The organism is Shinella sp. 20P9.1.1 (genome assembly GCF_057798995.1).
Genome location: NZ_JBYOLC010000010.1, coordinates 52954 through 67274, shown reverse-complemented (window position 1 = coordinate 67274; position 14321 = coordinate 52954). Strand labels below are relative to the sequence as shown.

Here is a 14321-nt window from a genome sequence, read left to right as displayed (position 1 = left end):
GCTCAAATCTCCGCGTAGGCGAATGCCTTCGGGTGACGCACAGCAACGTCGGCGTCGAGGAAGGCATGGAGAAGAGCACCGCCGTTCGAAGCAACGTCGGGGTGGTACGGGTTGATCAGGATATCGACCGCGCTCCAGTAGCCCAGGTACAGCTCGCCCCACTGGCCGTAGATCAAGGCGGACTTGTCATCGTCGTCGCCGATATTGGCCGGAACCTGCGTCGAGACCTCGACACGGCCGTTGTGGAACAGCTCGGCGGCGGGGATGACGTGCTCGTCGGCATCCTTGATCTTGCGAACCGCCTTCATCACCGTCGGATTGGTGAGGAATGCGGCCGTGCCTGTCACATCGTCCAGCTCCAGTTCGGAAATCAGGTTCGCCGTGGTGTCGGAGAAGGCCGTTTCCGTCGTGACCTTCGCCACGCCTGCGGTGTTGAGGATGCCGCGCGGCTCCGGCGCGGTCCCGCTGCCGTTGATTGCGGCGAGGTCGAGAGCCTGCGCCAGAAGGAAGCCCAGATCGCGGCGAAGCAGGTCTTCGATAGCCGTGTTGGACTGGAGCATGAGGCGACGGGACAGGCGGTATTCCGCCGTGACCGTCTTCGGCGCCATGGACACCTTTTCGAAGGTGACGGCCGAACGGGTCGCGTTGCCGTTCTCCGCAACCCAGCTCACCGTGCCGCTCGCGGCGAGGTTCGGCAGGTCGAGGAAGCCGGTCAGGTCGCGAAGCACGGTCGCGCCCATGCTTTCGACCTTGAGCGCGGGACGGAAGCGGTCAGCAACCGCCGCGAGGTTCGTGGCGACGGTATAGCCGCCCGCCGCCGCCGTGCCGACAGTCTGGTTGCGCTGTTCGATGCCGCCGCCAAGCAGGATCTCGGAAGGTACAGCCAGGTGGATGCCGGAAGCGCCCGAACGGCCTTCACGGCCGCGCTTCAATTCCTGGTCGATTTCGGCTTCACGGCCGGTCAGGCGACCGGAGAGAGCGCCGTTGATGGCGGCTGCGAGCGAGTAATTCCGCAACTCGCGGTCAAACTCGCCGCTGACCGTCTCGCCGCGCTGTTCTTCGCGCTCGAAAGCGGCCATCCGCTCTTCGCGGGCAATCTGCCCGTCAATGTCGGTGACTTCGGTTTCCAGCGCCTTGAAGCGCTGTTCTTCCGTGTCCTCCATCTTGTCCTTCTGATGGAGGGTGCGCATTTCGGCCACCTTGGCGGCACGCTTTTCGCGCAGTTCGATAAGCTTTTTCATGGGTAACTCCGTTGGGTTGATGGCCGTCCGGAGGAAATCAAGCGGTAGTCGGTTAGAGTGATCGGAAGGGTTGAGAAAATCGCCAGCATGTGCCCCTTGACTGGTCCTTTAGGACACCCCGCGCCTCCAGAGAGGCACTTTCCAACTTTCGTCCCGGCCCGCTGGCGGAGCCGTTGCTTGATGGCGCGGGGAATTGGCTAGTGCTCGGTAGCGGCCTCCTGATCATCGGAGGCACCGCGAAAGGCGGAGGCAATCGCCTCGACCTGCAAAGCGCCGAAAAAGCGCTCGAAACCGATGCCGCGCGCATTGCGCTCGGCAACAACGCGGATCACATTCCCAAAACTTGCGACACTCTGCATGTCGCCGTTCTCCTCCGCCTCCACCAGAAGGGAGAAGAAATAATGGGCGAAGGGGATTTCCTTCACGCCCAGCAGCGGCTCGACATCGATGCCCTGCGCCTCTAGCTTGTTGAGGATCGCGTGCGAAAGCATGAAGCGGATGCCACCGGCAGGGTTCGGTCCCTTGATGCGGACTTCGATGTTGGGACCGCCGTAAACCTCATCGTCCCCGTGAAAGCCTTCCGGGTCCGGGCTGTGGAAGATGATGCGATCCGCTGTGCCATCGATGTAGCGCGAGAGAAATGCCGCGATGAAATCGAGAAAGCCCGCCTTCTTCTCCAGTCCCAGCTCATCCATGACGCAGCGAACCCACGGCTCGTTCACGACGTTCGGCTCAACGCGCAGGTTGGCATAGTCGAGAAAAAAGCATTCGACGCCCGCTTCGTGGCTGGCAAGCTCGCTGGGACCGTTCGAAAGGATGGAAAGCAGCAGTTTGCTGCCGTCCATCACGGAGCGGGAAACCGCACCGCGACCGCGCTTGTTGCGGCTCCACCAGCCATGCTTGCTCAGAGCAAGGCCATACGCTTCGACGCTGGAGAACGGGCGATTGAGGCTTTCAGACAGTTTTTCGAACATTTTTGCGGCCGTCGTCATTGGCGTTTCCTAACTACAACGCGCATAACCTATCTTATCAGGTTATGCGCGTCAAGTTATTACCCAGCACGTCATGTTTATGGCAGTCTATCCATATTCTACGCGCGACCGTGACGCCGGGGAAATTTTTCGGACTGCGCCCATCGGCGCTTCAGCGCGAAAAATTTGCTGCGGCAACCATTAAACGCACTTCGGCCGACCTCAGCATCGAAATTAAGCTTTCGTATCTCTCTGCGAGATCGCCAATACTCTCGACAAGATTGATAAAGGCGTCTTCATCTAGTTCTTTCATGCCTTCTACGAGCTGTTCTTTAGTTCTATTGAGAGTTACGGCGGCAAGCCTGACTACGACGATATCGGTTTCGGCCCGCGAAAGCCAAACCTTGTTGTTAGGGATTTCTCGAAGATCAATCTCTAGTGGAAAAAACTCCATCTCGGAAAGATCTTCTATTGTAACAGTTTGTTTTGAAGTTTTCACAGCGTCGTTTTTCATCTCAATCTCCATTGAAATTTGGACAAGCTTCTGCCACATGCGAAATGCATCGGCATTCCACGTTGCGCTTACTAACCGTAGATGTTAATAGACATGATATGTGCAATGTTGCATTATTAATGTCAACATAAAAAGTGCAATTAGGTTTTTTGATGATCACACCGGCACAATGTAGAGCCGCACGCGCGCTTATAGAATGGTCTCGCGAGCAACTGGCGGAAGCGTCAAAAGTTGCCCTTCGTACCGTTGTCGATTTCGAGCGTGGTGCTCGTGAACCAAGGACGGTGACGCTAGAAGCTATTCAGCGCGCGCTAGAAAAGGCGGGAGTTATTCTTGTGGCAGAAAACGGCGAAGGCCCCGGCGTCCGGTTGAGGAAGTCTTGAAGCATGGGTTTGAAGTTTCCGCCTCAGCTTGGCCTTGTGGTGATTTGCGACTATTCGACCGGCTTCCGCAAACCTGAAATGGTCAAGGAACGGCTCGCTGTGGTCGTCTCCAAACGCCTGCCGCATCGCGATGGCCTATGCACCGTCGTTCCTCTCAGCACCACGCCGAGCCGTTCCGGCATCAAGTATCAATGCAAGGTCGAATTGCCGACTGAAGCGCCGGCTCCTTATGCCGGAAACGTGAAGTGGGCCAAGGCCGATATGCTGGCTACCCTTTGCTATGAACGCATGGGGCTCCCATATACAGGTCGCGACCCGGTAACTGGTAAGCGCAAGTACCTCAAGATCATTCTGGAGCCTGCCGAGCTGCTAAAAATACGCCATGCGATGTTACATGCGCTGGACCTCGACATCTTGACAAATCACCTCGGAAGCGCCACTTGATTCTATGATTGCACTCGCGGGAAACCGTGGTGTGCCTCAAGTCCACCGAAAGGTGGCGAACCTATGTAGGACGAAACCAAGTCCGAATGGTTGACAGCCCTGCCTCCCGAGGCAGGGCTTTATTTTTTAGTCAAGCAGTTCGAGAAGGCACGACGGCAATTCCTCCGGTTCGTGCCGCCCACTCACCTGCAACGCCATAGCCAGCGCCACAAGGCCGTCAATGCGGCCCGTCGCCTTGCTCTTGTCGAGCTTCCGGCTCCCGGCCGGATCGCGCGTGATGACTGCATTTGCGGCACACATGTTCAGCACCGGATTGCCACCGTGGCGGAGCTGCCGTTCCGCAACGCAACGCTCCAGCATATCGACGGCGGGCGACATATCCTTGAAGCCCTGCCCGAACGGCTCCAGCGGTACGCCGCCGCCGAATATGCCCAGTTCGCGCTTGAAGTCCTCGATGCGCCAGCGGTCATAGGCCACGGTGCGCAGATCATAGGTTTGCATGGCATTGAAGACATGCATGGCGACAAAGCTCGGATCGATGGTTGAGCCGGGAATGAGCGTGATGAAGCCTTGCTTCGCCCACAGATCGTAAGGCACGCGGTCCTCGTTCGACCGCTCGGTAATGTTCGCCTCCGGCATGAAAAACTGGCAGACGATATCGAAGCTGCGGCCCTCGCCGGGGAATGCCAGGACGAATGCGGTCAGGTCGCGCGACCCGGAGAGGTCCAGCCCGCCATAGCACTCGCGGCCCGCCAGCGCCGCCAGATCGGGCGCAGCGTTGCAGCGATCCCATTCGGCCTTATGGATGAAGCGGGAGACGGCCGAAACGCGCTGATTGAGGATCAGGTTGCGGAACGCGCTTTCCTTCGACGGAACAAGCCGCGCCTGCGCTGCCTGTCGCTCTACGTCCTCGAGCGAGCGAAAGTCAGCGAGGGCGGGATTGGCGGCAATCCACGCCTCGCGGCTCCATGGGTCCGCGTCCTTCGGTGCGGCGTAGAGGGTCAGGTGGAATGTTGCGTCCTCGATCTCGCCGGAGTTGACGCGCTCGCCGTAGTCAATCAGCTCGGAAAACACATGATGGTCGGCGGCGGCTTGCGTCGAGATACAGACCATCAGCGGATTGTCGCGCGCGCCGGTCGCCGTGTCGAGCGCGTCGAACAGGTCGCGGTTCGGAGCGCTGCCCAGTTCGTCATAGACGACGAATGAGGGCGAGAGCCCCATCTTGGAACCCGCATCCGCCGACAGCGCCGCATAGATCGAGCCCGCGCCGTCGCCGGTCAACACCTCGATTTGCTTGTTGAAGCGGATGATGTTCGCGCGGTCATCAAGCTCCGGATGCGCGGCGAGGATGGCGCACATTTCCTGAAACAGCTTCGCGGCCTGATCGCGCGTGAGGGCGGCGGAATAGACTTCGCCGCGCGGCTCGGCTTCCGGTCCCATCAGGTGGCAGAGGGCGAGACCCGCGGCGAGCTGGGTCTTGCCGTTCTTCCGGGCCATCGAAAGGACGGCGGTGCGCACCGGCCGCCGCCCTTCGGCGTCCTCGGCATAGACGGCTTCGATGAAATCGCGCTGCCATGGCCGCAACGTCATCGTGGTGCCGGCGAGCTTACCGGCTGTGATCGGCAAATCCTCAAGAAAGGCGATCACGCGGCCGGCGCGGGACAAGCCCGGCTCTTCCCACGGCTTCACCTGCCGAACTTCGATCTTGCCGCGCTGTGAAAGCGCCTTCGCTCCAATGCCTCTAACCGCCATTATGCAAACCCAAAATCATCAGCTTCATCAATAGCTTGAGTACCTGAAACTAAGTATATTCCGCTCTCCCACGTCGGTCCGGGAGCGGAGCCGTTTTCGTGATTTGACCCGCCCCCACCCCTGTGCCAGGCATCCGAAGTGTCGAATGGGTTGCCGTTCGCATCGAAACCTTTGACCTTCCGGGCGAATGGTTTCTTATGCTGCCGGTCGTTCGCCGCCGTCTTCTCATTGTGGCAGCGCTCGCACATGGACATGAGGCCATCGAGCGGCGGAAAGGGATCGCCTCCGGCGTTGATCGGCGTTACATGGTCAATCGCGTTGGCAACCGTCACGTCGCCCCTCGCATTGCAGGGCTCGCACAACGGCTTGCTCGCCAGTTTCGCCAATCGGAGCTTCTGCCACGCGCTGGTATTGTACGGCCAGTCAGCCATAGGCCCGCATCCTTTCGTTCTGCATCCCTGCCACGATGAAGGCTATACCGCCGCCCTTCCGCTGCATCTCGGCTTGCGTAGTCGCCTCCTGCCTGTCCCACGTCATCCACTCCAGCACGTCGGCTTCTGCCTTCAAGCCGAGCGCATGAACCTGCGCATACCACCGCCGTTCGGCTGCTGCCCTTGCCGCATCCGCATGGCTGGGGCTCCTGCCTCCGCTGATCGGCAAGAGCATGGAGTGCTGCGCTCCCGGCTTATTCCCCTTCCAGAGCCCATGCTGCGCTTTCGGCGGGCTGTGAGCCTGCGGCTTCTCCGGTGGTTTTTCTGCGCGTTCCCCTTCGACGGGTTTATTCGATGGGTTACTTCGAAGGGTTTGTGTCGCAGCCGTGCGACCTTTAACGTCGCATCCCTGCGACCTTGAACGTCGCACGCTTGCGACCTTTGCCGGGGGCGGAGCATCACCTGTTACGGCCCTCCCCGGGCCATCGCCGGTCTTCATGCGTGCATCCCAGTCTTCCACGATGGAGCGGAAACGCTCCCAGTTCGGCAGGTAAGCGGCGCGATGGGCCTTGCCGCCATGGCTGATCTTTTCGATGAAGCCGAGTTCGTGAAGCTTCTCCGTGGCGCGGATGACGGTGGCACGGTCGATACCGAGCAAGGTTGCAAGCCGCTCAATGCTGGGGTCGCATTGGCCGGTGCGCTTGTTGAAATGGTCGATAATCGCCCCCGCAACGCGCTTGGTCGCTTCGGTCAGGCCCGCCATGATGTTGAGCGCCTTATAGGCGAACAGGATATCGTTCTCTTCGAGGATCGCCATATCACGCCCCCGAATGACCGTTCTTGCCACCCTCAATCACATGGAGACGACCGACGGGCTCCGGGGGCGGGTTGTCGCCGAAGAGGATCGCATGCGCCTGTTTGCAGGCTTCGATGGCTTCAAGGTTACGCAATCCGAAGCGCCGTTTCATCTCCGCGATGATGGAACCTTCGACAGTTTCACGAGACTGAGTAAGCCAAAGAGCGGCCAACTTTATCCGGTTGGCCGCTGCGTCGATTTCCTCAGTCTTTTCAAATCCGCCTTTGCCGGAGTTGGACAAGGTAGCGGACTGATTTTCAAGGTTGCTCGCACAACCGCTCTGTCCGCCATCCTTTTGTAACCCTCCCCCCATAATATCTGCCGGATTGTCGCCGGACCTGGCTTTCGCCGCGCCCGCAGCATCTGTTTCAACGGCGTTGCCGACGGGATTTTCATGGTTACGATTGCGGTTGCCGGTATCGGCTATGTCGGGCTTTCCAATGCGGTGCTGCTTGCCCAGTACAATGATGTCATCGCCTATGACATTTCCGCGGAACGGGTGGCGAAGGTCAATCAGCGCCTTTCGCCCATCGTCGATGCCGAGATCGAAGACTATCTTGCGACGAAACCGTTGCGGTTGAAGGCGACGACGGACAAGGCGGAGGCGTTTACCGGGGCGGATTTTATTCTCGTGGCGACGCCGACCAACTACGATCCGCAGTACAATTATTTCGATACGAAAAGCGTTGAGGCGGTCATCGACGAGGCGCGGGCACTCAATCCGGATGCCACTGTTATCATCAAGTCCACCGTGCCCGTCGGCTATACCCAGGCGCTGCGCGATGAGCGCGGTGACGCGCGCATCGTCTTCTCGCCGGAATTCCTGCGTGAGGGTAAGGCGCTGCATGACAACCTCTACCCGTCGCGCATCGTCATGGGGGCGGATACGCCGGAGGCGCGGCTCTTTGCGAGCCTGCTGCAGCAGGGCGCCGTCAAGGACGACGTGCCGCTGCTCTTTACCGGCTCGGGCGAGGCCGAGGCTATCAAGCTCTTCGCCAACACCTATCTCGCCATGCGCGTCGCCTATTTCAACGAACTCGATTCCTACGCCATGACGCATGGCATCGATACGCGAGAGATCATCGACGGCGTCGGGCTCGATCCGCGCATCGGCAAGCACTACAACAATCCCTCCTTCGGCTATGGCGGCTATTGCCTGCCGAAGGACACCAAGCAACTCCTGTCCAATTTCTCCGATGTGCCGCAGAACCTCATCCGCGCCATCGTCGATGCCAACACGACGCGCAAGGAATTTCTGGCGCTCGATATCGTCGCGCGGAATCCTGACGTGGTCGGCATCTATCGTCTCGCGATGAAGAAGGATTCGGATAATTTCCGTGAATCCTCTATCCAGGGCATCATGAAGCGCATCAAGGCCAAGGGCATTCCGGTCATCATTTACGAGCCGGATTTCGAGGACGACACGTTCTTCCGCTCGGAAATCGTGCGCGATCTCGACGCGTTCAAGCGCCGCGCCGACCTCATCGTTGCTAACCGCCTTTCCGCTGAACTCGAAGACGTCAGGGATAAGGTTTATACGCGCGACGTTTTCGAGCGGGACTGAGGCTTCAGGCGAGCCATGCCGGCAGGCGTGGCGGCACGCGGCCGGTCAGCGCCGCCTCGATGCAATCGGCGAGATTACCGAAGCGCACGGTGCGGCCGGAGAGGCCCGGGCCGTAATGGGCGTATTTGCCGGAATTGGTGATGAGCGCGCGTGTCTTCGTCGGGAAGACCGGTTCGGAAATCGAGCACCAGCAGAGATCCGGCAGGACCTGAACGCCGCTCGCCCTGAGCCGGGTCAGGACGTCGCCCGATTGCGCCATGACATCGCGGCCGGCCGTGACGATGACGGTGACATCAGGGTGGCGTTTGCGGTCGCCGAGCGCATCGGCCAGCGCCCGGCATTCGGACGCCGAGGCGTGCGGGCTGCCGATGGCGACGAGCTCGACTTCGGCGGGGCCGTCGTTGAACATGGTCCAGACGTCGATCATGTCAGCGCGGGTGATGACCGTATGGTCGGCATTTTGGGCGGCGCTGCCGTCGGCCTCGGGCGTCACGCCCTCGATATGCAGCATGGGGGCGGCCGAGGTGGTGCCGAAGGCGGCGCACAGCGCCTTGAGGTCGTCCTGCTTCGGCTTGGCGGTCGCAAGGCCGCGCAGCAGGGGGATGCGGTCGGGTGCGGCGCGGCCGGCGAGATAGCCGACGATCGGCCAGAAGGCGTCGTCGATCGTGTCGGGCAATTCCACGTCGATGACGCGCCTGGCTTTGCGGTGTTCGTCGAGATAGACGCCGGAGAGTGGTGCACGGCCGGTCAGCGCGATGCAGAGATCGAGGAAGTCGGGATGTTTGGCCGTGCGGGCGCCGAGCACCGTGTTGGCGAAGATCACGGCGTTGGATTCGGCCCAGGCGATGGCCTCGCCCGTCTTCGGCGCGCTGTCGAGCAGGTAGGGCGAGCAGGTAAAGGTCGGGCGGCAGCCCATGCGCACATAGGCATCGGCAAGGCGGGCGGCCGGGTCGCCGAACTCCTGCGGCACACCCTGCTTCTCCCAGTTGGCGCGGTCGACGGAGATGGCGTTCATCGTGGTCGGCACGCGCACCTTGGCGCCCATGTCGGCCATCTTTTCCGCGAAGGTCAGGTTGGCCGGGCTGGCATAGATGCAGCCGTCGATATGGCCCTGCACCACGTCGATGAGCTTTTCCGCACCCTGTTGGGCGGCCATGGCGATGGTGATGCGCAGCGCGAGCTGCACCGCGACGCCGTCGCGGCCTTCCAGCATGGCACGGTCGTCTGCTGTGAGGTCGAGCGCGGATGTGGCCGGCGGGGAGATGGGGATGGTCAGGCCGTCGGCTTCGATTGCGGTGTCGCTGATCGTCGCCGTCCTGGCACGACAGAGCGCGTCATAGGCGTCATGCGAGAGGCGCAGTACCGGCAGCGACTTGCCGAACATTTCCGCGGCGATCAGCGCGCCGAGTGTCAGTACGTCCTCCGCCTCGCTGAAGATCAGGGCGGCGGGGGCGCGGCCGGTGAGCGCCAGATCGAGCAGCACGCCGGAGCCGGTGCAGGAGCCGCGGCTCGAGGGCATCATCAGGATGCCGCCGGTGATCGTCACGCCATGCAGCGGATGGTGCACGTCGATGACGCGGCCTGTCGCCGGATCGACGCCGCCCCAGAAGCTCAGCGCCTCGCCCGCGGCGATGATCGGACCGGAGGCTGTTCCGGAAAGAATGCTGCGGGCGGAGAGCGCTGTCATGGGATGGTTCCTAGAAACGTTGCGGCGAGAAGGATGCGATGTCGATGCAGCGGATGGTGCACGTCGATGACGCGGCCTGTCGCCGGATCGACGCCGCCCCAGAAGCTCAGCGCCTCGCCCGCGGCGATGATCGGACCGGAGGCTGTTCCGGAAAGAATGCTGCGGGCGGAGAGCGCTGTCATGGGATGGTTCCTAGAAACGTTGCGGCGAGAAGGATGCGATGTCGATGGTGGTCGGCCGATCCGTCAGCAGGTCGGCGACGAGACGGGCGGTGCCGGCGGATTGCGTGAGGCCGAGATGGCCGTGACCGAAGGCATAGATGACCTTGGGCGTGGCACGGGCGCGGCCGATCGCCGGCAGGCTGTCCGGCAGCGACGGGCGAAAACCCATCCACTGCACACCGCCCTGGGGCTTGAGGCCCGGCAGGAAGGCGCGCGCCTTTTCGAGCATGGCTTGCGACCTCTGGAAGTTCGGCGGTAGCTTCAGTCCGCCAAGCTCCACCGCGCCGCCAACGCGGATGCCGGTCGAAAGCCGGGTAACGACGAAGCCATGACCACCGAAAGTCACCTGCGTGCGCAGGTCGAAAGCGTCGAGTGGCAGCGTCGTGTTGTAGCCGCGCTCGGTTTCGAGCGGGATGGTTTCGCCAAGCGAGCGCGCGACCTGATGCGAGAAAGCGCCGGCCGACAACACGACCTTCTGCGCCCGCAGCGTGCGTCCGTCGGTCGTGCGGATCTCGATGCCACCCTCGATCGGGTGCAGGCCGGAAACCTCGGCACGCTCGATTGTGCCGCCCTTTGCGCGAAAATGGTCGGCAAGCGCCAGCGTGTAGAGTTTTGGATCGGCGATGGAATACCAGCCGGGCGTGAACGTGCCGTGCGTGAAGCGCGGCGCGAGGCCGGGCTGGATCGCCGCCATGGCATCGGCGTCGAGATGGTGGAATTCGACGCCGTGCTGTTCGCGGGCCTTCCAGCCGGGCAGCGAGGCATTGAGCTCAGCCTGGCTTTCATAGACCTGCAGGTTGCCTTCCTTGCGCAGCATGCCGAGCGTGTCGGTCTGGGCGAGGAACGGTTCCAGCTCGGCCTTGGAAAGGTCCATCAGCGCGGTCTGCGCCGCCGTGGAATGAGCGACGCGGCTTGCCGAACAGGCACGCCAGAAACGGAACATCCACGGCGCGATCTTGATGGCGTAGGACGGCGGAACGCTGAGCGGCCCGAGCGGATCGAGCAGCCATTTCGGCGCCTTCTTCAGGATGCCCGGCGAGGCGAGCGGCAGGATGTCGGTGAAGGCGAAGGCGCCTGCATTGCCGGCAGATGCGCCGGCTGCCGGGGCCTCGCGTTCCAGAACGGTGACGGTGAGGCCGCGCGCCTGAGCGGCAATGGCCGCCGACAGGCCGACGACGCCGGCGCCGATGACGACGACGCCGGGCTGAATGTCTGTGTTCATCACGGTCTCAATGCGTCGCGGCGAGGAAGTTTTGCAGCTCGGGATCCTTCGGCGTGCCGAACAGCGCTTCCGGCGGCGCGATCTCGGCCATCACGCCCTTGTGGAAGAAGGCGACACGGTCGGAGACTTCGCGGGCGAACTTCATTTCATGCGTGACGCAGATCATCGTCATGCCCTCGGACGCCAGCATGCGCAACGTGTCCAGCACTTCGCCGACGAGCTGCGGGTCGAGCGCCGAGGTCACCTCGTCGAACAGCATATAGGCCGGCGACATGGCAAGCGCCCGGGCAATCGCCATGCGCTGCTGCTGGCCGCCCGACATGCGGCTCGGATAGACCTTCAGTTTGTCGCCGAGACCGACATGGGTCAGCTGCTTGACGGCCATGGCCTCGGCTTCGGCCTTCGACTGGCCGAGCACCTTGACCGGCGCCAGCATGACGTTTTCCAGCACGGTCAGGTGCGGGAAGGCGTTGAACTGCTGGAAGACGATGCCGAGCTTGCGGCGCAGCTTGTTGAGGTCCGTGCCCTTGGCATGGACGTCGGTGCCGTCGACCACGATGCGGCCGGCATCGATGGTCTCCAGACCGTTGATGCAGGTGAGCAGCGTCGACTTGCCCGAGCCCGAGCCGCCGATGATGGTCAGCACTTCGCCCTTCTGGACGGTGAGGTTGATCCCCTTGAGAACTTCGAGCTGGCCGAAGGACTTGCGGACGTTTTCGATCTCAATCATTGGACCACCGTTTTTCGAGATAGCCGCCAAGCCGGGCTATGGGGAAGCTGATGATGAAGTAGATGGCGCCGCAGATCAGCAGGATGAACAGCGGTTCCTGCAGGCGCGTGACGAGGATCTGCGAGGCGCGCAGCAGCTCGATGAGGCCGAGCCAGAGCACCAGCGCCGAATCCTTCATGACGCCGAGCGTCAGCCCGATCCAGGCGGGCAGCGACACGCGGGTGGCAAGCGGCGCCACGATGTAGCGCATGTCCTGCCACCAGGTCATGCCGAGCGATCGGGCCGCGCGGCGCGTCGTGGTGGGCACGGCGGAGATGCCGCCGCGCACGATCTCGGTGCAATAGGCAGCCGTATAGAGCGACAGCACCACGCAGGAGGTTGTGAAGGGCGCCCAGCCGAGCTTCATGATCGATTGTGCCGCATTCCCGAGCACGAGCTGGATGAGCAGCGGAACGGAGCGGAAGATATCGAGCAGGAAAGTGATCGGCAGCGACCAGTAGGTGCCGAGCTGGTTGCGCAGCACGCCGAAGACGACGCCGAGAATGGTGCCGGCGATGACGGAAACGGCCGTGACGGCCAGCGTCATCAGCGCGCCTTGCGCGAGGAAGCCGAGATCGGCAAGCGTGAGAGCGGTATCGAACATGGGTTACCCTCTCAGTAGCGGAACATGCGCGTGGCGGCGAGACGCGCAGCCAGCGTCACGGCCTTGGCGATCAGATAGTAGATGACCGCCGCCAGCGCGAAGAATTCGAAGGTCCGGAAGGACACCGCATTCAGCGCCTGGGTGACGCCGGCGAGATCGGTGTTCATGCCGACGGTGACGCCGAGCGAGGTCATCAGGATTGCCCAGACCATCTGGTTGGTGGCCGGCAGGAAGGCGATGCGCAGCATTTGTGGCATGACGATATAGCGGAAGGCCATGAGCGGCGTCATGCCGAGCGAGCGGCCGGCGCGGGTCTGCGTTTCCGGGATCGCCTTCAGCGCGCCGCGGAAATTCTCCGCGAGATAGCCGGCATTGTTGAAGGCGATGCCGACGAGCAGCGCCGTATAGGGGCTGAGATGGATGCCGAAGCTGCCCAGCCCGAAATGCGCCATGTAGATCTGGAAGAGCGCCGGCGTGTTGCGCGCGATCTCGACCCAGACGGTCGCAAAGCCGTTCAGGATGCGGTTGCCGGACAGCCGGAAGAGCGTCAGCGCGAGCGCGACGACAAGGCCGATGGCCATGGAGGCGAGGGCGATCTGGAGCGTGACCAAAGCACCGTCCAGCATCTGCGGCAGGGCCTTGAACGCCTGATTCCAATGGAAATTATAACTGAACATTGCCGTCTCACCCTTCGGAAACGATCGGCGGCGCGGAAGAGGCTTCCGCGCCGCCTTCAAAACGGCAGATTAGCGATAAACGCCGTTGACCGAAAGCGACGGAACTTCGCCGCCGACCCACTTTTCGTAGAGCTCGTTGTAACGGCCGGTGCGAACCTGCTGGTTGATGAACAGGTTCAGGTAGTTGATCAGGCCGTATTCTTCGCGGTTGGTGAAGAGCGCGACATAGTCGATGTCATAGGGCGCCTTGCCGACGACGGAGATGCCGGGGAACTTGCCGCTCTTGACGGTGGCCTGGGCGACCGTCGAGGTGGAAACCGTGGCGTCGATCTGGCCCTGGCTCAGCGCCAGGAAGACATCGGCCTGGGTCTGGTACGGACGGAATTCACCCGCGCCGAATTCCTTCATCGTCTTTTCGAGCGCGATGGCCTCGAACGTGCCGGCGGTGGCGCCGACCGTCTTGCCCTTCATGTCCTCGAAGGACTTGATGCCCGACTTGTCATTGGCCGTGACGGCCATTTCGAAGGCGAAGTAGGGGATCGTCATGCCGACGGTCTTGGCGCGTTCCAGCGTGTCGGAGGTCGAGGCGACGCCGACATCGACGCGGCCGGACATCAGCGCCGGGATGCGTTCCGGGAAGGGCGTCTCGACGATTTCGGCGGTGACGCCGAGCGCCTTTGCGAGATCGTTGCAATAATCGACGTCGAAGCCGATCGGGTTGTTGCTCTCATCGCGCGAACCCATCGGCGGGAAGTCGAGAACGACGGCGCAGCGCAGCGTGCCGGACGAGATGATGTCGTCCAGCTTGTCGGCCTTGGCCGGGCTGGTGAGGGCGGTGGCGGCCACGAGGCCGAAGGCGAGGACCGAGGTCTTCTTCATTACTCTCTCCCTGGATTGGTCTGGACGATTCACTTGGGCGAGGTCCGTCCTGCCCGTGATGTAAATCGTCCTCTAAAATACAAATAATATGCAAAAAGTATATAGC

The 14321-nt window shown here is 62.0% G+C and carries 16 protein-coding genes and 1 pseudogene; 4 read left to right on the top strand and 13 right to left on the bottom strand.

Annotation, left to right across the window (positions count from 1 at the left end; all coding sequences use genetic code 11):
- Positions 1–2 precede the first annotated feature (2 nt).
- The 3 genes from AC27VQ_RS17735 to AC27VQ_RS17725 all read right to left on the bottom strand — a co-directional run bounded on the left by AC27VQ_RS17735 (position 3) and on the right by AC27VQ_RS17725 (position 2726).
- Positions 3–1241, bottom strand: coding sequence for a phage major capsid protein (locus AC27VQ_RS17735; protein WP_488717313.1), 1239 nt, complete (start codon positions 1239–1241; stop codon positions 3–5).
- A gap of 197 nt (positions 1242–1438) precedes the next feature.
- Positions 1439–2233 carry a hypothetical protein gene (locus AC27VQ_RS17730; protein ID WP_488717312.1) on the bottom strand — a complete coding sequence of 265 codons (795 nt, stop codon included), beginning with the start codon at positions 2231–2233 and terminating at the stop codon, positions 1439–1441.
- Positions 2234–2384: 151 nt separating this feature from the next.
- Positions 2385–2726, bottom strand: coding sequence for a hypothetical protein (locus AC27VQ_RS17725; RefSeq protein ID WP_488717311.1), 342 nt, complete (start codon positions 2724–2726; stop codon positions 2385–2387).
- Between the two features lie 152 nt (positions 2727–2878).
- Here AC27VQ_RS17725 and AC27VQ_RS17720 point away from each other — a divergent pair, with 152 nt between their 5' ends.
- Both AC27VQ_RS17720 and AC27VQ_RS17715 read left to right on the top strand, forming a co-directional pair.
- On the top strand, positions 2879–3109 hold the full coding sequence (locus tag AC27VQ_RS17720) for a helix-turn-helix domain-containing protein (protein WP_488717310.1): 231 nt from the start codon (positions 2879–2881) through the stop codon (positions 3107–3109).
- A gap of 3 nt (positions 3110–3112) precedes the next feature.
- Positions 3113–3553 carry a type II toxin-antitoxin system PemK/MazF family toxin gene (locus AC27VQ_RS17715; RefSeq protein WP_488717309.1) on the top strand — a complete coding sequence of 147 codons (441 nt, stop codon included), beginning with the start codon at positions 3113–3115 and terminating at the stop codon, positions 3551–3553.
- A gap of 126 nt (positions 3554–3679) precedes the next feature.
- Here AC27VQ_RS17715 and AC27VQ_RS17710 read toward each other — a convergent pair whose 3' ends face one another.
- From AC27VQ_RS17710 to AC27VQ_RS17700, 3 genes are read right to left on the bottom strand one after another with little or no spacing between them, the layout of a single operon-like run.
- Positions 3680–5305, bottom strand: a complete 1626-nt coding sequence (locus AC27VQ_RS17710; protein ID WP_488717308.1) for a terminase large subunit — start codon at positions 5303–5305, stop codon at positions 3680–3682.
- On the bottom strand, positions 5305–5736 hold the full coding sequence (locus AC27VQ_RS17705) for an HNH endonuclease (RefSeq protein ID WP_488717307.1): 432 nt from the start codon (positions 5734–5736) through the stop codon (positions 5305–5307). The genes AC27VQ_RS17710 and AC27VQ_RS17705 overlap by 1 nt, the downstream gene beginning before the upstream one ends.
- Positions 5729–6553: a helix-turn-helix domain-containing protein gene (locus tag AC27VQ_RS17700; RefSeq protein ID WP_488717306.1), complete on the bottom strand. Its 825-nt coding sequence runs from the start codon at positions 6551–6553 to the stop codon at positions 5729–5731. The genes AC27VQ_RS17705 and AC27VQ_RS17700 overlap by 8 nt, the downstream gene beginning before the upstream one ends.
- Positions 6554–6566: 13 nt before the next feature.
- Between AC27VQ_RS17700 and AC27VQ_RS17695 the strand changes: the two genes are divergently transcribed.
- Positions 6567–6893, top strand: a complete 327-nt coding sequence (locus AC27VQ_RS17695) for a hypothetical protein (RefSeq protein ID WP_488717305.1) — start codon at positions 6567–6569, stop codon at positions 6891–6893.
- Positions 6894–6986: 93 nt separating this feature from the next.
- Entirely contained in the window at positions 6987–8156 is a 1170-nt protein-coding gene (locus AC27VQ_RS17690; protein ID WP_488717304.1) for a nucleotide sugar dehydrogenase, read from the top strand.
- 4 nt (positions 8157–8160) lie between these two features.
- Here AC27VQ_RS17690 and lhpI read toward each other — a convergent pair whose 3' ends face one another.
- The 7 genes and pseudogenes from lhpI to AC27VQ_RS17655 all read right to left on the bottom strand — a co-directional run bounded on the left by lhpI (position 8161) and on the right by AC27VQ_RS17655 (position 14215).
- A complete protein-coding gene (lhpI, locus tag AC27VQ_RS17685; RefSeq protein WP_488717303.1) occupies positions 8161–9843 on the bottom strand; it encodes a cis-3-hydroxy-L-proline dehydratase in 1683 nt (560 codons plus the stop codon).
- A gap of 44 nt (positions 9844–9887) precedes the next feature.
- Positions 9888–10025, bottom strand: a pseudogene (locus AC27VQ_RS17680) (aconitase X swivel domain-containing protein); the annotation flags it as partial.
- Positions 10026–10035: 10 nt separating this feature from the next.
- Positions 10036–11286: an NAD(P)/FAD-dependent oxidoreductase gene (locus tag AC27VQ_RS17675; RefSeq protein ID WP_488717302.1), complete on the bottom strand. Its 1251-nt coding sequence runs from the start codon at positions 11284–11286 to the stop codon at positions 10036–10038.
- Between the two features lie 7 nt (positions 11287–11293).
- The gene (locus AC27VQ_RS17670) at positions 11294–12016 is read right to left on the bottom strand and encodes an amino acid ABC transporter ATP-binding protein (protein ID WP_488717301.1); all 723 of its coding nucleotides are present in this window, start codon (positions 12014–12016) and stop codon (positions 11294–11296) included.
- On the bottom strand, positions 12009–12659 hold the full coding sequence (locus tag AC27VQ_RS17665; protein ID WP_313526623.1) for an amino acid ABC transporter permease: 651 nt from the start codon (positions 12657–12659) through the stop codon (positions 12009–12011). The genes AC27VQ_RS17670 and AC27VQ_RS17665 overlap by 8 nt, the downstream gene beginning before the upstream one ends.
- An 11-nt stretch (positions 12660–12670) precedes the next feature.
- Positions 12671–13336: an amino acid ABC transporter permease gene (locus AC27VQ_RS17660; RefSeq protein WP_421593180.1), complete on the bottom strand. Its 666-nt coding sequence runs from the start codon at positions 13334–13336 to the stop codon at positions 12671–12673.
- Between the two features lie 69 nt (positions 13337–13405).
- A complete protein-coding gene (locus tag AC27VQ_RS17655; RefSeq protein WP_313526629.1) occupies positions 13406–14215 on the bottom strand; it encodes an ABC transporter substrate-binding protein in 810 nt (269 codons plus the stop codon).
- Between the last annotated feature and the right edge of the window lie 106 nt (positions 14216–14321).